Source organism: Conexibacter woesei DSM 14684 (assembly GCF_000025265.1).
Taxonomy (GTDB): Bacteria; Actinomycetota; Thermoleophilia; order Solirubrobacterales; family Solirubrobacteraceae; genus Conexibacter; species Conexibacter woesei.
The window spans coordinates 5,137,333-5,157,301 of sequence record NC_013739.1 but is presented as its reverse complement, the minus strand read 5'-3'; the positions used below and the strand labels follow the sequence as shown (position 1 = coordinate 5,157,301).

19 protein-coding genes are annotated in these 19,969 nt (G+C 72.0%); 8 read left to right on the top strand and 11 right to left on the bottom strand.

What is annotated here, in order from left to right; translation table 11 throughout:
* The first annotated feature begins 17 nt into the window (after nt 1–17).
* Genes dmpG through ileS form a run of 4 tightly spaced genes read left to right on the top strand, consistent with a single transcriptional unit; the run spans nt 18 to nt 5,908 of the window.
* A complete protein-coding gene (gene dmpG, locus CWOE_RS24275; protein WP_012936297.1) occupies nt 18–1,082 on the top strand; it encodes a 4-hydroxy-2-oxovalerate aldolase in 1,065 nt (354 codons plus the stop codon).
* A complete protein-coding gene (locus CWOE_RS24270) occupies nt 1,079–1,918 on the top strand; it encodes a 2-keto-4-pentenoate hydratase (protein ID WP_012936296.1) in 840 nt (279 codons plus the stop codon). Before dmpG ends, CWOE_RS24270 begins: the two co-directional genes overlap by 4 nt.
* Nucleotides 1,911–2,678 carry an alanyl-tRNA editing protein gene (locus CWOE_RS24265; RefSeq protein WP_012936295.1) on the top strand — a complete coding sequence of 256 codons (768 nt, stop codon included), beginning with the start codon at nt 1,911–1,913 and terminating at the stop codon, nt 2,676–2,678. The genes CWOE_RS24270 and CWOE_RS24265 overlap by 8 nt, the downstream gene beginning before the upstream one ends.
* Entirely contained in the window at nt 2,675–5,908 is a 3,234-nt protein-coding gene (gene ileS / locus CWOE_RS24260; RefSeq protein ID WP_049793392.1) for an isoleucine--tRNA ligase, read from the top strand. The genes CWOE_RS24265 and ileS overlap by 4 nt, the downstream gene beginning before the upstream one ends.
* 209 nt (nt 5,909–6,117) lie before the next feature.
* Here ileS and CWOE_RS24255 read toward each other — a convergent pair whose 3' ends face one another.
* On the bottom strand, nt 6,118–6,303 hold the full coding sequence (locus tag CWOE_RS24255; protein ID WP_012936293.1) for a hypothetical protein: 186 nt from the start codon (nt 6,301–6,303) through the stop codon (nt 6,118–6,120).
* 103 nt (nt 6,304–6,406) lie between these two features.
* On the opposite strand from CWOE_RS24255, the gene CWOE_RS24250 reads away from it, so the two are divergent.
* The 3 genes from CWOE_RS24250 (at nt 6,407) to CWOE_RS24240 (ending at nt 11,114) form a co-directional block, all read left to right on the top strand.
* Entirely contained in the window at nt 6,407–8,311 is a 1,905-nt protein-coding gene (locus CWOE_RS24250) for a hypothetical protein (RefSeq protein WP_012936292.1), read from the top strand.
* 4 nt (nt 8,312–8,315) lie between these two features.
* Complete coding sequence (locus CWOE_RS24245) at nt 8,316–9,374, top strand: alpha/beta fold hydrolase (protein ID WP_012936291.1); 1,059 nt, start codon at nt 8,316–8,318, stop codon at nt 9,372–9,374.
* 552 nt (nt 9,375–9,926) lie between these two features.
* A complete protein-coding gene (locus CWOE_RS24240) occupies nt 9,927–11,114 on the top strand; it encodes a lipase family protein (RefSeq protein WP_041730902.1) in 1,188 nt (395 codons plus the stop codon).
* Nucleotides 11,115–11,141: 27 nt separating this feature from the next.
* On the opposite strand, the gene CWOE_RS24235 is transcribed toward CWOE_RS24240, so the two are convergent.
* The 4 genes from CWOE_RS24235 to CWOE_RS24220 form a co-directional block, all read right to left on the bottom strand.
* The gene (locus CWOE_RS24235; protein ID WP_012936289.1) at nt 11,142–11,576 is read right to left on the bottom strand and encodes a hypothetical protein; all 435 of its coding nucleotides are present in this window, start codon (nt 11,574–11,576) and stop codon (nt 11,142–11,144) included.
* Nucleotides 11,577–11,661: 85 nt separating this feature from the next.
* Entirely contained in the window at nt 11,662–12,204 is a 543-nt protein-coding gene (locus CWOE_RS24230; protein ID WP_012936288.1) for a DUF6036 family nucleotidyltransferase, read from the bottom strand.
* Nucleotides 12,201–12,896 carry a MerR family transcriptional regulator gene (locus CWOE_RS31365; RefSeq protein ID WP_049793390.1) on the bottom strand — a complete coding sequence of 232 codons (696 nt, stop codon included), beginning with the start codon at nt 12,894–12,896 and terminating at the stop codon, nt 12,201–12,203. The genes CWOE_RS24230 and CWOE_RS31365 overlap by 4 nt, the downstream gene beginning before the upstream one ends.
* Before the next feature lie 44 nt (nt 12,897–12,940).
* Nucleotides 12,941–15,121, bottom strand: coding sequence for a DEAD/DEAH box helicase (locus tag CWOE_RS24220; RefSeq protein WP_012936286.1), 2,181 nt, complete (start codon nt 15,119–15,121; stop codon nt 12,941–12,943).
* 110 nt (nt 15,122–15,231) lie between these two features.
* On the opposite strand from CWOE_RS24220, the gene greA reads away from it, so the two are divergent.
* Nucleotides 15,232–15,696 (top strand): transcription elongation factor GreA, encoded by a 465-nt coding sequence (gene greA / locus CWOE_RS24215; RefSeq protein WP_012936285.1) that lies wholly within the window; start codon nt 15,232–15,234, stop codon nt 15,694–15,696.
* A gap of 26 nt (nt 15,697–15,722) precedes the next feature.
* Here greA and CWOE_RS24210 read toward each other — a convergent pair whose 3' ends face one another.
* The 6 genes from CWOE_RS24210 to CWOE_RS24185 form a co-directional block, all read right to left on the bottom strand.
* Complete coding sequence (locus CWOE_RS24210) at nt 15,723–16,247, bottom strand: PaaI family thioesterase (protein WP_012936284.1); 525 nt, start codon at nt 16,245–16,247, stop codon at nt 15,723–15,725.
* A 79-nt stretch (nt 16,248–16,326) separates the two neighbouring features.
* Nucleotides 16,327–16,710 (bottom strand): type II toxin-antitoxin system VapC family toxin, encoded by a 384-nt coding sequence (locus CWOE_RS24205; protein ID WP_012936283.1) that lies wholly within the window; start codon nt 16,708–16,710, stop codon nt 16,327–16,329.
* Nucleotides 16,707–16,958 carry a type II toxin-antitoxin system Phd/YefM family antitoxin gene (locus CWOE_RS24200; RefSeq protein ID WP_012936282.1) on the bottom strand — a complete coding sequence of 84 codons (252 nt, stop codon included), beginning with the start codon at nt 16,956–16,958 and terminating at the stop codon, nt 16,707–16,709. The genes CWOE_RS24205 and CWOE_RS24200 overlap by 4 nt, the downstream gene beginning before the upstream one ends.
* A 51-nt stretch (nt 16,959–17,009) precedes the next feature.
* Nucleotides 17,010–17,666 carry a LutC/YkgG family protein gene (locus CWOE_RS24195; protein ID WP_012936281.1) on the bottom strand — a complete coding sequence of 219 codons (657 nt, stop codon included), beginning with the start codon at nt 17,664–17,666 and terminating at the stop codon, nt 17,010–17,012.
* The gene (locus CWOE_RS24190; RefSeq protein WP_012936280.1) at nt 17,663–19,102 is read right to left on the bottom strand and encodes a LutB/LldF family L-lactate oxidation iron-sulfur protein; all 1,440 of its coding nucleotides are present in this window, start codon (nt 19,100–19,102) and stop codon (nt 17,663–17,665) included. Before CWOE_RS24190 ends, CWOE_RS24195 begins: the two co-directional genes overlap by 4 nt.
* Complete coding sequence (locus CWOE_RS24185) at nt 19,099–19,842, bottom strand: (Fe-S)-binding protein (protein ID WP_012936279.1); 744 nt, start codon at nt 19,840–19,842, stop codon at nt 19,099–19,101. Before CWOE_RS24185 ends, CWOE_RS24190 begins: the two co-directional genes overlap by 4 nt.
* Nucleotides 19,843–19,969: the final 127 nt, after the last annotated feature.

The following is a 19,969-nucleotide window of genomic DNA, read 5'->3' as shown; positions in this document are numbered from 1 at the left end:
AAGGGGGAACCAGTCGTATGGCACAGATCTTGATCAGCGATCCGACGTTGCGGGACGGCAACCACGCCGTCCAGCACCGGCTCAACGAGGAGCAGATCCGCCGCTACGCGGCGGCCGCCAACGCGGCCAGAGTCGCGATAGTCGAAGTCGGCCACGGCAACGGGCTGGGCGCCTCCTCGCTGCAGGTCGGCGAGGCGCTGCTGAGCGACGCGGACATGCTGCGGATCGCGCGTGAGGAGCTGAGCGATGTCAAGCTCGGCGCCTTCGGCATCCCTGGCTTCGCGACGATGCGGCGCGATCTCGACGTCGCGATCGACGCCGGCGCCGACGTCTTCCGGGTCGGGGCGCACTGCACCGAGGCCGACCTGACCGAGCGCCACATCACCTACCTGCGCGAGCAGGAGAGAGAGGTCTACGGCGTCCTGATGATGTGTCACATGGCGACGCCGGACCGGCTCGTCGAAGAGGCGCGCAAGATGGAGTCCTACGGCGCACAGGGCGTGATCGTGATGGACTCGGCCGGCGCCTTCCTGACGCACGACCTGCAGGACCGGATAGCGCGGCTGGTCGAGGGCACGCAGATCGCGATCGGCTTCCACGGGCACAACAACCTCTGCCTCGCCGTCGCGAACTCCGTCGCCGCCGTCAACGCCGGCGCGACGATCCTCGACGGCACCGCGCGCGGCTTCGGTGCCGGCGCCGGCAACACGGAGCTGGAGGTCCTCGTCGCGGTGCTGGCCGAGCTCGGCCACGACACCGGCATAGACCTGTACAAGGTGCTCGACGCCGCCGACCTGGCGGAGGAGGAGCTCGTCAAGCAGCTGCCGCACACGGACTCCGTCGGCATCGTCAGCGGGCTCGCCGGCGTCTTCTCGGGCTACTCGAAACCGGTCCGCCGGATCGCGAGAGACTTCGGCGTCGACCCGCGCGACGTCTTCTTCGCGCTCGGCAGACGCGAGGTGATCGCCGGCCAGGAGGACGTGATCCTGGAGGTCGCGATGGCGCTCCGAGACGCCGTCGAGGACCAGAGAATCGAGCAGCAGGACGACGAGATCCGCGAGGCCGAGGAGGCCCGGTCATGACGCCGCGCACGATCACCCGCACCTTCGGCGAGTCGCGGCCGGCGCTGCTGGAGGCGAGCGAGCTGACGCCGCACCACGAGGCGCTTGCGCGCCTGCTGTGGCACGCCGAGCTGCGCGGAGAGCCGATCGAGCCGCTGAGCGCGACGTTCCCCGACCTCAGCATCTGGGACGCGTACCGAATACAGACGATCGGGCGCGGTCTGCGGACGGCGGAGGGCGAGGAGCTGCGCGGCTGGAAGGTCGGCCTCACGAGTCTCGCGATGCAGGAGATGATGCAGGTCGATCAGCCCGACTCCGGCTACCTGCTCGAGTCGATGGTCGTCCACAGCGGCGCGCAGCTGCGCGCGGGTCGCTTCATCCAGCCGCGCGTGGAGGCGGAGATCGCCTTCCTGCTGAAGTCGCCGCTGGAAGGCCCGAGCGTGACGCGCGAGGAGGTGCTGGAGGCGACGCACGCCTTCGCCCCGGCGATCGAGATCATCGACAGCCGCATCAGCGACTGGCGGATCGGGATCGTCGACACCGTCGCCGACAACGCCTCCTCCGGGATGGCCGTGATCGGCGACTGGGAGCCGGCCGAGGACATCCGCTCGGAGACGATCGGCGTCAGCCTCGCGGTCGGGCCGGAGCTGGTCCGCGGTCGCGGTGACGCGGTCCTCGGCCACCCGGCCGAGCCGGTCGCGTGGCTCGCGCGCACGCTCGCCGAGCAGGGGCTGCGGCTGGAGCCGGGCGACATCGTGATGCCGGGCTCAGTCGCCCGCGCGGTGCCGCTCACCGCCGGGCAGACGGCCTACGCGACGTTCGACCGACTCGGCGAGGTGAGCGTCAGCCTTGTCTAGCACGGACGCCACGCGGGCCCCGGCCGACGCGCCGCTCTACCAGGTCAACGCGTACCAGCGTTCCTTCTCCGCCCGCGTCGCGCGGGCCGAGGGGAGCGCGGTGCAGCTGGAGGGCGGCGCGCTGTTCCCCGGCGGAGGCGGGCAGCCGGCCGACCACGGCACGCTGAGAAGCGACGCCGGCGTGTGGCAGGTGACGGGCGCCAAGCTCGCCCGCGACGACAGCGATCCCGCCTTCCCGGCGGCAGGCGCGTGGCACCTGCTCGACGGCGAGGCGCCCGCCGCCGGCACGGAGCTCGAGGGCGAGCTGGACTGGGACCGCCGCTATGAGCTGATGCGGACCCACACGGCGCTGCACATCCTCTGCGCCGTCGTCTGGCGTGACTACGGCGCGAAGGTCACGGGCGCGAACATGGAGCCGTTGCGCGGGCGGATGGACTTCGAGTTCGACGCGCTCTCGGGTGAGTTCGTGCGCGAGCTGGAGCAGAAGGTCAACGCCGAGGTGGACGCCGCGCGCCCGACGCGCGTCGACTTCCTGCCGCGCGCCGATGCCGACCGCGACCCGGAGCTGATCCGCAACAAGGTCAGCCTGCTGCCGCCGTCGATCACGGTCGTGCGGGTCGTCGGGATCGAAGGGCTCGACCTGCAGGCGGACGGCGGCACGCACGTCGCCAACACGCGCGAGGTGGGGCGGATCGCGCTCCCCTCGTACAAGAGCAAGGGCAAGATCAACAAGCGAGTCGAACTCACGCTGGAGGGATGACGATGCGCGAGCCGCACCGACCGGTGGACAAGCGACCGGACTTCCCGCAGATAGAGGAGCGCGTGCTGGAGCGCTGGCGCGAGGAGCGCACGTTCGAGCAGGCGCTGGCGCAGCGTGAGGGCGGCCCCGTCTTCAGCTTCATCGAGGGGCCGCCGACCGCGAACGGCAACCCTGGCTCGCACCATGTGCTGCTGCGGTCGTTCAAGGACTTCTACATGCGCTACCGCACGATGTGCGGGTATGACGTGCCGCGCAAGGCGGGCTGGGACTGCCACGGCCTGCCGGTCGAGCTGGAGGTCGAGAAGCAGCTCGGCTTCGACTCCAAGAAGGAGATCGAGGAGTACGGCATCGCCGAGTTCAACGAGCGCTGCCGCGAGTCCAACGACCACTACATCGGCGCGTGGGAGAGACTGACCGAGCGGGTCGGCTTCTGGATCGACCTCGAGGGCGCGTTCCGCACCGGCACGCCCGAGTACATCGAGTCGGTCTGGTGGTCGCTGCACGAGCTGTGGGACAGAGGCCAGATCTACAAGGGCCACAAGGTCGTCCCGTACTGCCCACGCTGCGGCACCGCGCTCTCCTCGCACGAGACGGCGATGGGCTACCACGACACCGAGGATCTGACCGCGACGGTCAAGCTGCCCGTGACCGAGCGCCGCGGCCCGCTGCGCGAGGGCGACGCGCTCGTCGTCTGGACGACGCAGCCGTGGACGCTGTTCGCCAACTGCGCGGTCGCGATCGACCCCGACGTGCGCTACGTACGTGCGCGTCGCGGCGACGACGTGCTCGTGCTGGCGGAGGAGCGCGTCGAGGCGATCCTCGGCGACGACGACGTCGAGATCCTCGACCGCTTCCCCGGCCGCACGATCGTCGACGCGCGCTACGAGCCGCCGTTTCACCATCTGCCCGAGCATGGGCCGAAGGGCCACTCGGTGCTCGCCGCCGACCACGTCACGCTCGACAAGGGCACCGGCCTGGTCCACACCGCGATGGCGTTCGGCGAGGAGGACTTCGTCCTCTGCGAGCGTCACGGCATCCCGCTCCACAACCCCGTCCGCGAGGACGGGACCTACGACGAGCGGATCGCCGGCTGGGAGGGGATCTTCGTCGGCGACGCGACGCCGAGAGTGGTCGAGGAGCTGCGCGCGGCCGGGAAGCTGCTGGAGGCCGCGCCGTACACGCACTCCTACCCGCACTGCTGGCGCTGCGACTCGAAGCTCCTCTACTACGCGAAGGAGAGCTGGTACATCGCCACGCGCGACCAGCGCCACGCGATGCTGAGACAGAACCAGCGGATCGACTGGCGGCCAGAGCACGTGCGCGACGGCCGCTTCGGCAACTGGCTGCAGGGCAACGTCGACTGGGCGCTCTCGCGCGACCGCTACTGGGGCACGCCGCTGCCGATCTGGGAGTGCTCGGACCCCGGCTGCGACGCGCGCCACTGCGTCGGCTCGATCGACGAGCTGAGAGCGCTCACCGGCGCGCTGCCGAGAGACCTCCACCGGCCGTACATCGACGAGGTCACGTGGGCCTGCTCGGTCGAGGGCTGCGGCGGCGCGATGCGGCGCGTGAGAGCGACGATCGACACCTGGTACGACTCGGCCTGCATGCCGTTCGCGCAGTTCCACTACCCGTTCGAGGGCGTGGAGGAGTTCAGAGCGCAGTTTCCGCCCTCGTTCATATGCGAGGGGATCGACCAGACGCGCGGCTGGTTCTACACCTCGCTCGCGGTGTCGACGCTGCTGTTCGACGACATTCCGTTCCAGACGGCGGTCTGCATGGGCCACGTGCAGGACGCGCGCGGTCACAAGATGTCGAAGAGCAGAGGCAACGCGGTCGACCCGTGGGACGTGCTGGAGCGCCACGGCGCGGACGCCTTCCGCTGGTACTACCTCGCCGCGAAGCAGCCGTGGACCGGCTACCGCTTCTCGAAGGAGGCGGTCGAGGATGCGGTCAAGCAGGTGCTGATGCCGCTGTGGCAGACGTACTCGTTCTACGTTCTCTACGCGAACATCGAGCGCTTCGACGCGCGCGCGGCGGCCGCCGCGCCGCCGGTGCGCAAGCGCGGCGAGCTGGACCGCTGGGCGATCTCGCGGCTGCAGGGCGTCGTCGCCGAGATGCGCGAGCACAACGACGCGTTCGACGCGCACGGCGCGACGCAGGTCGCGCTGCAGTGGCTCGACGACCTCTCCAATTGGTACGTGCGCCTGTCGCGCCCGCGCTTCTGGGACAGCGAGACGGCGGGACCGGCGCTCGCGACGCTGCGCGAGTGCCTGCTGACGACGGTCAAGCTGCTTGCGCCGGCGCTGCCGTTCGCGGCCGAGGAGCTGTACGAGAACCTCGTCGGCGGGACGACCGGCGTCTTCCGCGCCGAGCCGCGCTCGGTCCACCTGTGCGACTACCCGGTCGCGGACGCGAGACTCGTCGACGCGCGCCTGGAGAGCGACATGCGGATCGCGCGCGAGGCGATCGAGCTGGGCCGCGAAGCGCGCGACAGAGCGCGCACGAAGGTGCGCCAGCCGCTGGCCCGCGCGATCGTCTGCTCGCCGGATAGAGGCGTGCGCGAGGGCGCCGCGCGGATGAGCGAGCTGATCTGCCGCGAGCTGAACGTGAAGGAGCTGGTGGTCGTCTCCGACGCGCTCGTGCTGGAGCGTCCGCAGGTGCTGCCGAACCTGCAGCGGCTCGGCCCGCGCTGCGGGCGCGACATGGGCGCGATCGTCGCCTCGCTGCGCTCGCGCGACGGTGACGAGGCGCTGAACGCGCTGCGGCAGCACGGCGTGCTGACGGTGCGCGTCGGCGACCCGAAGGACCTGCTCGACCCGCCGCGCACGTACGCGCTGGCGGAGAACGACCTCGTCGTGCGGACCGAGCCGCGCGAGGGGCTGGTGCTGTCGGCGCGGCCGAGCGGGCTCGACCTCGTCGTCGCGATCGACACGCGGATCGACGAGCGGCTGCGGCGCGAGGGGCTCGCGCGCGAGATCGTGCGCGCGGTCCAGGCCGAGCGCAGAGCGGCCGGCGTCGCGGTCACCGACCGGATCGAACTGCACCTCGGCGGCAGCGACGACCTGCTCGCCGCCGCGCGCGACCACGAGCGCTACCTCGCCGCGCAGACGCTCGCGGTCACGGTCCTCTACGACGGCCTCGCCGGCCACCAGGTCGACGTCGAGGGCCAGTCGCTGGCGGTCGAGCTGGTCGTCCGCCCGCCGGTCCCGGCCGGCAGCCCGCTCTAGGGGTCGAGGCCCGGGATCGGGTCGATCGGGAGCTCGCCGTGGATCTCGGCGAGCTCCTCGAGGTCTGCGCGATCGCGGGGACGGCCCGCCAGCCGCTTGAACGCGACGACTTGGTCGCGCGCACGTAGTCGTTGGCGATCACGGCGAAGCCGCCGATCACGACGAACCGCGCTCCGTCGGCGAGTAGCGCGGCGGCGATCGCCGCGAGATCAGGATCGACCGGCGCGCGGCTCATCGCGGGCGATCAACCGGCGCAGGGCGGCGGCCTGAGCTGACAACCGCTGTCCGCGCCGCAGGTTGTCCTCGACGGACGAGCCGCGGCGGCGCAGCAGCTGGCGCTTCTCGGAGTCGAGCCGGAGCCATTCCGCGCGATCGATGTTGAACGGGGCGGGCATGAGCCTGGAGCGATCGTACGCCGACCGCCGGATTGTGACGCAGCCGTGACGTAGATCACACGGCATGGTGTAACACCAATCGATGTAGCATGTACTTCAGAACATGCTTGCCGTCATCGAAGAGCCAGCGGGCGGGGCCGCGATCGGCGAGGTGCTGATCGCCTCCTCGGCCGCGCTCGTCCTCACCGTCGCCCTGCTCGTCCTCGGGCTGGGCCACCGCGCCGGGCGCGTCGCGCTGCTCGGGAACCTCGCGCGCTTCGCCGAGCGCCGCTCCGGCCTGCCGGGCTGGGTCGCGCTGCCGTCGGCGATCGCCGGCGTCTCGCTGCTGATCGCGGTGATCGGCATGTATTGGGACATCGCGCTCCACATCGACGTCGGGCGCGACGAGGGGCCGCTCGCGAACCCCGCCCACTACTTCATCCTCGGCGGGCTGTTCGGCATCTTCGCCGCCGGCTTCATCGCGATCGTGCTGCCGGAGGGCAAGCCGAGCGCGTCGGCGATCCAGATCGGCGAGACGTGGTGGGCGCCGCTCGGCGGCGTGCTCGTCTCGGCCGCGGCCGCGTTCGCGCTGATCGGCTTCCCGCTCGACGACATCTGGCACCGCCTGTTCGGTCAGGACGTCACCCTCTGGGGGCCGACCCACCTGATGCTGATCGGCGGCGCGTCGATGACGCTGCTCGGGATGGCGGTCCTGCTCGTCGAGGGACAGCGGGCGAAGGCGGCCGAGGCGGCAGCGAAGGTCGCCGCCGGCGTCGCCGGCCGCCGCGGCGCGAACGCCGAGCCAACGTGGATCTTCCTGCTGCGTCGCGTCGCGCTCTGCGGCGCCTTCCTGCTCGGCCTGTCGACCTTCCAGGCCGAGTTCGACTTCGGCGTGCCGCAGTTCCGCTTCGTCTTCCAGCCGCTGCTGATCATGCTCGCGGCCGGCGCCGGGCTCGTCGCCGTGCGCGTCTGGGCGGGCCGGGGCGCGGCGCTCGGGGCGGTCGCCTTCTTCCTGCTGATCCGCGGCCTGCTCGCGCTGCTGGTGGGGCCGGTCATCGGTGAGACGACGCCGCACTTCCCGCTCTACGTCGTCCCCGCGCTCGTCGTCGAGGCGATCGCGCTGCGGCCCGGGATCACCCGCCGGCCGCTCGCGTTCGGCCTCTGGGCGGGCCTCGGCATCGGCACGCTCGGGCTCGCCGCCGAGTGGGGCTGGACACACGTCTGGATGCCGATCCCGTGGCCGTCGGAGCTGCTGCCCGAGGCGCTGCTGTTCGGTCTCGCCGCGGCGCTCGGCGGGTCGCTCGTCGGCGCCTGGATCGGCGATCGGCTGGCGATCGACGAGCGCCCGCACGACCGGCGGCTCGACGTCGCCGCGCTCGCGGGCATCGCCGGCGTCGCCGCGCTGATCGGCGTCGCGCTCTACAAGCCCGCGGTCGAGGGCGTGCGCGCGACGGTGACGCTGACCGACGTGCGGCCGGCGCCCGGCCGCGAGGTCGAGGCGACCGTGCGGCTGACGCCCGCCGACGCCGCCGACGGCGCCGAGTGGCTGACCGCGACCGCGTGGCAGGGCGGCGGCTTCGTCGTCGACCGGCTGGAGCGGGTCGGCCCCGGCACCTACCGCACGACGCAGCCGATCCCCGTCAACGGCACCTGGAAGTCGCTGATCCGCCTCCACCGCGGCAACACGCTCAGCGGCATCCCGCTGTTCCTGCCCGAGGACCGCGGGATCCCCGCGCCGGAGGTGCCGGCGCCGACGAGCTTCACGCGCACGTTCGTCGCCGACCACGAGCTGCTGCAGCGCGAGCAGAAGACGGCGTCCGGATGGCTGTGGGCGGTCGCCTACGCAGTCGTCCTGGCGATCACCTTGAGCCTGCTGTCGTTGATGGCGTGGGCGCTGCGGCGGCTGTCCGCCGCGGCTCCGCCGTTCGGCGACGGCTCCGGTGGCGCGGTGCGCGCGAGTGCGAGGTCGCCCCGGCGCTCGCGCGCGCCGCGTCCTCCGCGACCTGCGCACACGCCCGGCGGGGCGTGATGGGATGAGCGTCGTGCCGAGTCCCAGAGGAAAGGGCGCGCGCCGCTGGGCCGAGGCGGGCGCGCTCGTCGGCGCCGGCGCGGTCGCCGCCGGCTGGGAGGCCGCGCGCCGCCGGGACCTGCGCCGGATCGAGCGCGACCCCGCGCACGCGCTGCTGGCCGACGTCCCGCGCGGCGAGCGGCTCGACCTCTTCTCGCGTGACGGCACCCGCCTGACGGCCGAGCTGTTCGGTCCCGCGGACGCGCCGCCGCTCGTGCTGGTGCACGGCTGGACGTGCGCGCGGCGCTTCTGGACCTGCCAGCTGCACGCGCTCGCCGACCACTACCGCATCGTGACGTACGACCTGCGCGGCCACGGCGACAGCGACGCGCCCGCCGACGGCGACTTCTCGACCGACGCGCTCGCGGAGGACCTGGAGGCGGTGCTGGAGGCGGCGCTGCCGTCCGGCCAGCGCGCGCTGCTCGCAGGCCACTCGCTCGGCGCGATGTCGATCGTCGCGTGGGCCGGCCGCTTCCCGCGCGAGGTGGAGCGGCGCGCGGCCGGCGTGGCGCTGCTCAACACCGGCATCGGCGACCTGATCGACGAGTCGCTGATCTTCAAGCTGCCGTCCGGCATGCGGCGCGCGAAGGCGGTCGCGGGCGGCGTCTTCCTGAGCGCGAGCGGTCCGCTGCCGCCGGCCTCGCCGATCTCGCTGCGGGCGGTTCAGTACGTCGCGCTGTCGCCGTCGGCGTCGCCGGCGCAGGTCGCCTTCTGCCAGGAGATGGTGCTGCAGTGCCGCCGCGACGTGCGCGCCGGCTTCGGCCGCACGCTCTCGCGGCTCGACCTCGCCGACGCGCTCTCCAACCTGACGGTGCCGGCGCTCGTCCTCGGCGGGATGAGAGACCGGCTCACGCCGCCGCCGCACCTGGAGCGGATGGCGGCGGCGCTGCCGCACTTGAGCGAGTGCGTCGAGCTGCCGCGCTCGGGCCACATGAGCCCGATCGAGGATCCGGGCTCGGTCGACGCCGCGCTGGAGCGGCTCGCCGTGACGGCCGGGCTGGTCCCGGCCGCCGCGGCCGCCTGAACCGCTGCCTACATCCCCGGGCGGCGCGCTGGGCGGCCGCCGCGCCCCGGCGCCACCGGGCGCGGCGGGCGCGCCGGCTGCTGCATCGGGCGCCCGGGGCGGACCGGCGGAGCGCCGGGTCTTGCGGGCTTCGCCGGTCTCTTCGATCTGCCGGCACGCGTGCGGGACGCGTCGAGTCGATTGCTTCGCATGAAGATGGTCCTCCTGTTCCGAGAGTGAACGGTGCGGCTCGACGCCCGAGAGGCGGAGCCTGCTGGAGATCGCGATGCGATCTGGAGAAGCATCAAACGCTCATGCGGCGAGCCTACCGCATCGGTCGCGAAGGCGCATCCGGGTTAGAGGGAGACGACGAGCCCTCTCCTCTGAATTGAGGGAAGACCACAAGCAAATCAGCGAATTCGCATCTTTTGGAGCGGCGTGTTTGAAAGTTGAGAAGCTTGGACAGAAATCCAGTCTTCTATCAAGGCATCGCGGGCGCTCGGGGCGCCCGTGGGGGAAGGAGACCGGTCATGTCCACCATCGTCCGGCGGCGCTCGCCGCTGCGATGTCGAGGTGCGCGCGGTGCTGCTCGCCGTGCTGCTGTCCGTCCTGTCGGTCGCGCTGCTCGCCGCGCCGGCGGCCGCGCTCGACCCGCCACCGGGGAACGCGTTCTACACGCCGCCGAACCCGCTGCCGCCCGGCAGAGCGGGCGACGTGATCTGGTACCGCGTCGCGGCCACGTCGATCGCGAGAGACAACGACGCGACCGCGTATGAGGTGCTCTACCGCTCGACCAACGCGCAGGGCGGCGCGATCGCCGTGTCCGGCACGGTGCTGGTGCCGAACACGGCGTGGGGCGGCGCCGGAACGCGGCCGCTGACCGCGTACGCCTCCGGCACGCAGGGCTGGGACGACTCGTGCGCGCCGTCGCGCTCGATGACCGCCGGCAACTTCGACGAGTCGTTCGCCGTGACGAACATGCTGAGACGCGGCTGGGCTGTCGCCGTCACCGACTACCCGGGCCTCGGCACGCCCGGCGACCACCAGTACAACGTCGGCATCCCGGAGGGGAGAGCGGTGCTCGACGTGCTGCGCGCCGCGACGCGGCTGGCGCCGGCGAGAATCGACCCGGCGACGCAGATCGGCGTCGAGGGCTACTCGCAGGGCGGCGGCGCGGCCGGCTGGGTCGCGCAGCAGGAGGCGACCTACGCGCCGGAGCTGAACCTCGCCGGCATCGCGGGCGGCGGCACGCCGGCCAACCTGCAGGCGGTCAAGGCGAACATCGACGGCTCGGCCTTCTTCGCCTTCCTCGCCGGCACCGCGATCGGCTTCCGCGGCGGCTACCCGGCGCTCAACGTCGACAGATACCTGTCGCTCTACGGCAGAATCGCGATCGCGTCGCTGAACAGAATGTGTCAGCTGCCCGCGCTCGCATTGTTCGCCTTCCACCACCTGACCGAGTACACGGTCGGCAACATCGACCCGACGACGCAGCCTGACTTCAGAGCCGCGCTCGACGCGAACAACCTCGGCGTCGTCAGACCGTCGGTGCCGCTGCTGCAGTACCACGGCTCCTACGACGAGGTGATCCCCTACGCGGTCGAGGAGAGACTGCACAGACAGTGGTGCGCGCTCGGCGCGACCTCGCGCCTGTCCGCCTACCCGCTCGAGCACGTCACGACGCAGCTCGGCGCGCAGATAGAGGTCGTCAACTGGCTCGCCGACCGCTTCGCGGGGAGAGCCGCACCGAGCAACTGCTGAACAGGAGCGGCCGCGTCGGGGGTCTGGTCAGCCCTCGACGTCGCCGTAGTATCTGCCGTTGAATCTGAGCGCGCCGCACGATCTGCCGCTCGCGGCCACGCTGCCGACGACGCGGTTGGCCTGAAACGTACCGGTGATCCTCATCGGCGTCTTGAATCTCGAGTAGGACGAGATCACGGTGACGGAGCCGTCGATCGTGAATCTGCCGTCGGCGGTGATCGGGACGTTTCTGACGTTGATCGTGCCGCCTGCTCTGCCAGCTTCGTTCAGACACGCGACCTGGAACGCTCTCAGCCGCTTGAGGTCCGGTGTCACGAACAGCGTCATGTTGCGGTCCTGAGCGTTGTCGACGTAGTAGCCGACCTTCGCCTTGCTGGACGATCTCGCGAGCGTGGACGTGGGGAACGCGACGGCCGCGCCGAGCACGCCGAGCGCGAGGGCCGCGCGGGTGGGGAAGTGCATCGAGCCTCCTGGTCTGGGGTCAGCTCGCCATCTTCCCGTGGGACCACGAACCACGTTCCGGTTCGTCGGCGGAGATACGCGGGATCTACGTAGCCGCCGCGAGCGCTCTCAGCTGACGGATGACCTCGTCGCGGCCGGCGGCCGGCAGCGGCAGCTCGGTGGCACGGCGGCACAGCTCGCCGATTGCGACGACTTCGTGGCGGAGTGCTTCTCGCGCGAACTCCCAGTCACGCTCCCGCCCCGCAGCGCATTTGGCGAGCACCACGTCGTGCGGTTCCATGCACCATCCGACCACCTCGCGTTCGTCACGTGGTCCGCGGCGGACGCGGACGGGGACCAGACGCGCCTGCCAGCCGGCAGGCGCGATCGCGGTCTCGGGGCCGACGCCGTGTGCGTAGTAGCCGAACGTCGCATGGAACTGGGAGCCGTCGCCCAGCGCGCCGTCGATCGCCGTGGCGCGCTCCGGCGCGCGGAGCGGGTAGACGTCCGCTTCCTGCGACCAGAGCAGCGTCGCCGGCGCGTCGGGGATCGCGCCGAGGATTGCCTGGCTGCCGATCACGACGATCTCGTCGCTGCTCGCGACGTCGGCCGCTGCACGGATCACGTGCTCCAGTTCATCGCGCTTCATGCCACCACCTTCGCGACGGCGTCCAGAACGCGACGTCGTGTCGCCTCGTCGAGGGTGCCGGCGAACGGGGAGCTCTGACGGAGATCGCGCAGGTGCGGCTCGTCGGCGCCGAGCTCGCGCGCGATCGCGTCCCGAGGTCGTTCGAGCAGGGTTTCCCAATGATCTGCGTAGCGGGGATGGATTCGTCTCTCCTCGCGCCAGCGCCGGATTCGGTCGCGGGCGTCGGCCACGAGCTCGTCGTCGAGCAGCCTCGCGACGGCGCGGTGGTACGCGAGGGCGCGCAGTTCGGCGGCGCGATGTGGTCCGTCAGCGTGCACGCCGCGCGGGAGGAGGCCCGTCACGTCGAGCGCCGTCGCGCGCTGTCGGCGCGCGCGCAACTCTTGCGCCAGCGCGTCTCGCTCGCCTCGCCGCCGTCGGTCCTCGACGCGTTCGGCGAGTTCGACGAGCGCGGCTGTCGGGACCGCTCGACGGCCGTCCGGGGTGACCACCACGGGCAGATCGCCGCGCTCGATCCAGCGGTCGAACGCGGTCTGGCTCACGCCGAGCAGCCGCGCCGCCGCGGCTCGGCGCACGGTCGGCCCGGCGGCACGTGCCAAGTCGGCCTGCACGGAGACGAGATCGTCGTCGTGGCGGCGCCGTACGGCGCGTCGCAGGCGGACGAGGTCGCGAACGAGGGCTTCCTGCGTGAGCATCCGCACAAGGGTAGAGGAAATCCGATGATTTCCTCAACCCTGCGTCACGTAGCCGCCGCCGGTTCCGTCACTGCCTTGAGGTGACGGAACGGGCGGCCGTCGCGCAGCTCGCGGACGACCTCCTCGACGAGCGAGTCGCCGTCGAGGCGGCGGCCGTCGGTGACGGCGGCGACGATCCCGCGCTTGCGCTGGATCAGGTGGGCCATCGTCTCGTCGATCGTTCTCGCCGCCAGCAGGTACCAGGCGGTGACGGCGTCGTGCTGGCCGATGCGGTGGCAGCGGTCCTCGGCCTGGTCGTGCATCGCCGGCGTCCACTCCAGCTCCAGGAACGCGACGTTCGAGGCGCGCGTGAGCGTGATGCCCTGCGCGGCCACCTGCGTCGCGGCGACGATCAGCTGCGGACCGTCCGGCTGCTGGAAGGCGCGCACCGTCGCCTCGCGCGCGGTCGCGCCGTCGCGGCCGAGCAGGTGCGCGGCGTCGGCGAAGCGCTCCAGCACCGCGTCCTGCACCTCGACGTGGCGGGCGAAGACGACGAGCGGTTCGCCCGAGGCGAGGAAGTCGTGGATCCACGCCAGCGCCGCGTGCAGCTTTCCGCGCGCGGCGATCCGCTGCAGCGCGCCGAGCTGCGCGAGCCGCTTCGCGCGCAGCGTCGCGGCGATCTTCGCTCTCAGCTCGGAGAGGTCGAGCGGCTGCTCCCGCAGCCATCTGATCACGTCTCTCTCCGCCAGCCGGTACTCGCGCTCGTTGTCGAGCGCGACCGGCACGACGACCTGCCGCTTCGCCGGCAGCTGCGGCAGCACCTCGGACTTCAGCCGTCGCACGAAGCAGCGCCGCCGCAGGTGCCAGTGCAGCCGCTCCTCCGTCAGCGGGCCGCGGAACTGCTGCTTGAAGCGCGCACCCGAGCCGAAGTCGTCCAACCGGCCGAGCACGCGCAGCTGGCTGATCAGCTCGTCAGGGTGGTTGAGCACCGGCGTGCCCGTCAGCGCCAGCCGCAGCTTCTCGCGGCCCATCGACTCGGCCAGCCGCCGCACCGCGCGCGTGCGTTTCGCGGACGGGTTCTTGCAGTAGTGCGCCTCGTCGATCACGAGCGCGCCGGGGCGCAGCCGCGCGAGCGTCTCACGATGGTTGTCGACGACCTCGTAGTTGACGATCGTGATCTCGGCCGTCGGCGGCACCGCCTGGCGTCCCTCTATCACCGCGACCGAGCGGTGCGGCAGCCATCTGCGCGTCTCGCGCTCCCAGTTGAGCTTCAGCGACGCGGGGCAGACGACGACGACCGGGTAGGCGTCGTCGGCCTCGACCGCGGCGAGCGCCTCGACGGTCTTGCCGAGCCCCTGCTCGTCGGCGAGGAAGGCGCGGCGCGCGTCGAGCACGTAGCGCACGCCCGCCCACTGGAACGGCTCCAGCGTGCCGCCGAGTCTCGCGTCGACCGCGGCGATCGGCTCGGCCTCGGTCGCGCGCGAGGCGCGGATCGCGGTGGCGGCGCGGTCGTGCTCCTCGCGCAGCTTCGCGAGCGCCAGCGTCGCGCTGTAGGAGACCTCGACCTCGTGGAGCGCGATGAACGCGTCGAGCGGCTCCAGCAGCCACGGGTCGACGGGCACGGTCCGTTCGCCCTCGTTGCCGGGGAAGTCGTCGAACGCGACGCCGGCGGTCGGGTCCCACAGCACCTCCAGCCGCAGCCGCGCGCCCTCGACGCCGTGGGTGGCGATCAGCCGCGCGGGCGGCGGCGGGTCGCCGATCTCCAGCGAGGCGATGCAGCGGTCGGCGGCGGCGTCGAGCTTGGCCGAGTCCTGCTCGCGCAGCAGGTGGGCGTTGGCCTCGGTCAGCGGGACGAGCAGCGTGCCGTCCTCGCGCTCGATCGCGCCCTCGCGCAGCGGCTCGGGGACCTGGCCCGCGATCGTCCGCAGCACCCACCAGCCGCGGGCGTCGTGGCGCGCGGTCGACACTCTGCCGAGCCAGCGCCGCTCGATCCCGTCGAGCCAGCTGACGACCTCCTCGCTGGGCGTGAGGTCGGGGAACCGCTTGAGGATGTCGGCGACGTGCAGCGCGACCCAGTCGTCGACGGGCGCCCACCACTCGTAGGTGTCCCAGTCGAAGCGGCGGTGGGGGATCCCGCGCACGACCTCGACGACGTGCTGGTCGTACGGGAACGCGAGCACGACGATGCGGCCGCGCTCCTGCTCGCTGCGCAGCTCGACGTTCGGTTGGCCGGGGACGAGCTGCATGCGGCCCTCAACGGTAGCCGTGCTGACGCATTGCGAGTTCCACGGCGGCGCGCCGGCGCCGCGTCGCGTCCCCGGGGAACTCGCGGAACGCTGTCTGCGAGACTGTCTCGATGACTGACGGGTATGCCATCACGCAAGAGGGCCTCGACGCGCTGCGCGCCGAGCTGGAGCAGCTCGAGACGGTCGCGCGCCGCGAGATCGCGGCGCGGATCCGGACCGCGCGCGAGTGGGGCGACCTCAAGGAGAACGCCGAGTACCACGCGGCGAAGGAGGATCAGGCTCACCTCGAGACGCGGATCCTGAAGCTGCGCGAGCGCGAGCGCAACGCGACCGTGACGGAGGCGTCCTCCGACGTCGACATCGTCGCGTTCGGCTCGACGGTCGAGGTCGAGACGGGTGGGAAGAACGCCAGATACACGCTCGTCGGCGCTGCCGAGGCGAGCGCCAGAGACGGCAAGCTGTCGATCGAGTCGCCCGTCGCGAGGGCGCTGATCGGCGCGCGCGCGGGCGAGGACGTGCAGGTCCAGACGCCGTCCGGCGCCCGCATCCTCCGCGTCGTCCGCGTCGGCGCCTAGCGGCGCCGGGCGCGGGAGCGCTTGAGTCAGGCTGGCGGGATCACCAGCAGGCTGCTGGACGCGCTCGCGAGCAGCTTGCCGTCGCGGTCGCGCACGTCGCCCTCGGCGAACGCGACGCGGCGGCCGGGCTTCGTGACCCAGCCGCGGCTGAGCACTTCGCCGGTGTCGGCGTGGATCGGCCGCACGTAGCTGACCTTCAGCTCGATCGAGGCGTAGCCGGTCCCCGCGGGCAGCTGTGTCTGCACCGCGCAGCCGACGACGGAGTCGAGCAGCGTGCAGACGAGGCCGCCGTGGACGAGTCCGATCGGGTTGTAGGCCGACTCGTCGGGCGTGACGGCGAAGGCGACCTCGCCGTCGTCGACGAGCGTGATGCGGAAGTCGAGCAGCGACGCGATCGGCGGAGGCGGCAGCGTGCCGTCGGCGATCGCCTGCAGGTAGTCGCGGCCTGACAGCCGCGCCCCTGCGGCGGCTGTCGCGTGCGGGTCGTACCAGGTGACGGTGCGGGTGCGCGGCTCGCCCCAGGCGGCCGGCGCCGTGTCGATCGCGGTCATGGGGAGGAGCGTGGCAGCACTGCTTGCAAAATGCAAGCGCTAGCTGCGGTGCTCGCCGCTCGAGGGTGGCCGACGGGGCTCAGACGCGCAGAACCGTCACGAGGTCGAACGCCGTGAAGTCGGCGTCCTGCGTCACGACCGGCACGCCGTGCCGGAGTGCGGTCGCGGCGATCCAGACGTCGTGGCGGCGCAGTCTCCTGCCCTGACCCAGCTCCTCGTCTGCGATCCCGGCGAAGCACGACGCGGTCTCCGCGTCGATCGGCAGCAGCGGGTAGGCGCTCCGCACGCGGGCCAGCGTGTTGAGGCGGCGTGCGCGGGTGGCGGCATCGCGCGCTCGCAGCACGCCCAGCTCCAGCTCGGCTGCGGTGACGACCGAGACGGCGATGCGGTCGGGCAGCTCCCCGAGCGTGCGGCCGGACTCCTGCGCAACGAAGACCGACGTGTCGGCGAGCGCGCGGCTCATTCGTCGTCGAGGAGCGCGCCGCGGACGTCGGCGAGGTCGGCGAGCAGCCCGCGGTCGGCCGGGGCCTCTCGCACGATCTCGCGCAGCACCGACGCCGGCACCCACGGGTCGCGCCGCTCGACGTGCGGGACGATGTCCGCGACCCGCTCGCGGTTGACCGTCAGCGTCATCGTCTCGCCGCCGCGGACGGCGGCGACGACGTCCGCGGTGTGGTTGCGCAGCTCGCGCACGGAGACCTCTTTCGCCATGTGCACAACCGTAGCACTCGGTGCTACACCGTTTGTGGTGTATCGGTCGCGTCAGCCGACGACGAGCACGTCGAGCGTGCGCGGGCCGTGGACGCCCTCGACGCGGTTCAGCTCGATGTCGGAGGTGGCGGAAGGGCCGGCGATCATCGTCATCGGGCGGCCGGCGACGGCGGCGTCGTGAAGGCGGGCGATCCCCTCCGGCACCAGCTCGACGACGCGGTCGGCCATGACGACGCAGAGGTGGTAGTCGGGCAGCAGCGTGAGCGCGCGGCGGCCCTGTGCCTCACCGCCGTCGAGCACGATCGTGCCGTTCAGCGCGATCGCGACCGCGCAGCCGGTGACGACGCCGTCGACGGCGCTGAGCGCGTCGTGGGAGAGGCCGTCGTCCTCGACCCACTCGGCGCCGTCGGCGGCGGCGGGGTCGCGCCACGCCGCCGGCAGGTCGGCGGGGATCGCGAGCCGTCTCGCGCCGCGCTCGCGCAGGGCCGCGGCGATCGCGGCAGGCAGCTCGCCGGCGGCGACGCGGCGCACGTTCGCGCGGTAGTCGGCGCAGTTCTCGGCGAAGAGCGCGATCGTCTCCTCGGCCGCGAGCGTGCCGCTGCGGCGGTAGTCGCGCACGACGGCGACGTCGTCGCTCGTCTCCGCCGCCGGCACGTCGGCGAGCGACGCGCGCACGCGCCGCAGGATCTCGTCGCGAGCGGTGCTCATCGTCCGTCCTTCCGCTCGCGCGCGACCCACCACTCGCGGAACGTCTGCTGCGGCACCGGCATCAGGTCACGCGCCTCCGTCCAGCCCTTCAGCTCACCCGGCAGGTGCTCGATCCTGCCCTTGCGCGCGACCGGCCACTGCGCCAGCCGGCCGAGCTTCTGCAGCCGCTCGTAGCGCCCCCGCGTCGCGAACCCTCTCGCGACCGCCTTCATCGCCAGCCGCTCGGGATCCATCCGACCTCTCAGCGACGCCGCCGCTCTCTCCCTGTTGGAGCGGTCGCGCAGGTGCACGAGGACGGTCGGTATGTCGATCTTGACCGGGCAGACCTCGTAGCAGGCGCCGCACAGCGAGGAGGCGAACGGCAGCGAGCCGGCCGCTCTCATGCCGTCGAGCTGCGGCGTCAGGATCGCGCCGATCGGCCCGGGGTAGACCGAGCCGTACGCGTGGCCGCCGGTGCGCTCGTAGACGGGGCAGACGTTGAGGCACGCCGAGCAGCGGATGCACGCGAGCGTCTGCCGCGCCAGCTCGTCGGCGAGCGAGTCGGTGCGGCCGTTGTCGAGCAGCACGAGATGGAACTCGCGCGGCCCGTCGTCCTCGCGCGCGCCCGCCCACAGCGTCGTGTACGGGTTCATCCGCTCGGCCGTGGAGGAGCGCGGCAGCAGCTGCAGGAAGACCTCCAGGTCCTGCCAGCTCGGCAGCAGCTTCTCGATCCCGCAGACGGTGATCAGCGTCTCCGGCAGCGTCGTGCACATGCGTCCGTTGCCCTCGGACTCCAGCACCGCGATCGTGCCGGTCTCGGCGATCGCGAAGTTCGCGCCGCTGATCCCGACTCTCGCCGTGAGGAAGCGCTCGCGCAGGAAGCGGCGCGCCGCGTCGGCCAGCACCGCCGGCTCGTCGGTCAGGTCGGCCGGCCCGATCGTGCGGCGGAAGAGGTCGCGGATCTCGGAGCGGTTCTTGTGGATCGCGGGCACGAGGATGTGCGACGGGCGGTCTCTGGCGAGCTGCACGATCAGCTCCGCGAGGTCGGTCTCCAGCGCCTCGATCCCGGCCGCCTCGAGCGCCTCGTTCAGCTCGATCTCGGCGGTCGCCATCGACTTGACCTTGACGACCTCGCTGACGCCCTTCGCCTGCACGAGCGAGGTCACGATCCGGTTCGCCTCGGCGCCGTCGCGCGCCCAGTGGACGTGGCCGCCGGCGCGCGTGACCGACGCCTCCAGCGTCTGCAGGTGCTCGTCGAGGTGGCGCAGCGTCCGCTCCTTCAGCGCCCGCCCGGCCTCGCGCAGCTGCTCCCAATCGTCCATCTCCTCGACCACCCCGACGCGCTTCTCGCGGATCGTCGTGGTCGCTTTGCCGAGGTTGCGGCGCAGCTGCGAGTCGGCCAGCGCCGGACGTGCGGCGAGCGGGAACGAAGGGACGTCGGGCCACGACGCGGTCATGCGGCAGGCTCCTGCTCGGTCGAGGCGAGGATCTCCGCCAGGTGGAGCGCTCTGACGCCGGCGCGCTGGCGCGACAGGCCGCCGCCGATGTGCATCAGGCACGAGTTGTCGGCCGCGGTGCAGACCTCCGCGCGCGTGTCGAGCACCGCGCGCAGCTTGTCGCTCAGCATCGCGATCGAGGTGTCGGCGTTCTTGATCGCGAACGTGCCGCCGAAGCCGCAGCACTGCTCTGCCTGCGGCAGCTCGACGAGGTCGATCCCGCGCACGGCGCGCAGCAGGCGCAGCGGCTTGTCGTCGACGTGCAGCATCCGCAGCGCGTGGCAGCTCGGGTGGTACGTGACGCGGTGCGGGTAGTAGGCGCCGACATCCTCGACGCCGAGCTTGTCGACCAGCAGCTCGGTCAGCTCGAAGGTGCGCTCGCCGAGCAGGCGGACCTGCTCGATCAGCTGCTCGTCACCGGTCTCGGCGGCGACGCGCGCGTAGTGGTCGCGCACCATCGCGACGCACGAGCCGGAGGGGGAGACGATCAGCTCCTGCTCGGCGAAGACGCGCGCGAAGCGGCGCACGAGCGGCAGCGCCTCGGCGTGATAGCCAGAGTTGAAGTGCATCTGGCCGCAGCAGGTCTGCTCCAGCGGGAATACCACCTCGTGTCCGAGGCGCTCGAGCAGCGAGACGACCGCCTGTCCCGTGCGAGGAAAGAGCGTGTCGTTGAAGCAGGTGATGAAGAGCGCGATTCGCACGGGCCGGGTTCTCCCTCCTTGGGAATTGGTCGGACCATATCGCGCCATGCGGCTTCGTGTCAGGTCGCGCACCGCGATGAGCCTCGTTCAGCTTGACGCGCGGAGATGTTCTGTGATCTGATTGATT

Bases quoted from the DNA above. Each gene is read 5' to 3' on its own strand.
- dmpG (WP_012936297.1), top strand. From the start codon at position 18: ATGGCACAGATCTTGATCAGCGATCCGACGTTGCGGGACGGCAACCAC.
- CWOE_RS24270 (WP_012936296.1), top strand. From the start codon at position 1,079: ATGACGCCGCGCACGATCACCCGCACCTTCGGCGAGTCGCGGCCGGCG.
- ileS (WP_049793392.1), top strand. From the start codon at position 2,675: ATGACGATGCGCGAGCCGCACCGACCGGTGGACAAGCGACCGGACTTC.
- CWOE_RS24255 (WP_012936293.1), bottom strand. From the start codon at position 6,303: ATGCCCGCCCCGTTCAACATCGATCGCGCGGAATGGCTCCGGCTCGAC.
- CWOE_RS24250 (WP_012936292.1), top strand. From the start codon at position 6,407: ATGCTTGCCGTCATCGAAGAGCCAGCGGGCGGGGCCGCGATCGGCGAG.
- CWOE_RS24245 (WP_012936291.1), top strand. From the start codon at position 8,316: ATGAGCGTCGTGCCGAGTCCCAGAGGAAAGGGCGCGCGCCGCTGGGCC.
- CWOE_RS24235 (WP_012936289.1), bottom strand. From the start codon at position 11,576: ATGCACTTCCCCACCCGCGCGGCCCTCGCGCTCGGCGTGCTCGGCGCG.
- CWOE_RS24230 (WP_012936288.1), bottom strand. From the start codon at position 12,204: ATGAAGCGCGATGAACTGGAGCACGTGATCCGTGCAGCGGCCGACGTC.
- CWOE_RS31365 (WP_049793390.1), bottom strand. From the start codon at position 12,896: ATGCTCACGCAGGAAGCCCTCGTTCGCGACCTCGTCCGCCTGCGACGC.
- CWOE_RS24220 (WP_012936286.1), bottom strand. From the start codon at position 15,121: ATGCAGCTCGTCCCCGGCCAACCGAACGTCGAGCTGCGCAGCGAGCAG.
- greA (WP_012936285.1), top strand. From the start codon at position 15,232: ATGACTGACGGGTATGCCATCACGCAAGAGGGCCTCGACGCGCTGCGC.
- CWOE_RS24210 (WP_012936284.1), bottom strand. From the start codon at position 16,247: ATGACCGCGATCGACACGGCGCCGGCCGCCTGGGGCGAGCCGCGCACC.
- CWOE_RS24205 (WP_012936283.1), bottom strand. From the start codon at position 16,710: ATGAGCCGCGCGCTCGCCGACACGTCGGTCTTCGTTGCGCAGGAGTCC.
- CWOE_RS24200 (WP_012936282.1), bottom strand. From the start codon at position 16,958: ATGGCGAAAGAGGTCTCCGTGCGCGAGCTGCGCAACCACACCGCGGAC.
- CWOE_RS24195 (WP_012936281.1), bottom strand. From the start codon at position 17,666: ATGAGCACCGCTCGCGACGAGATCCTGCGGCGCGTGCGCGCGTCGCTC.
- CWOE_RS24190 (WP_012936280.1), bottom strand. From the start codon at position 19,102: ATGACCGCGTCGTGGCCCGACGTCCCTTCGTTCCCGCTCGCCGCACGT.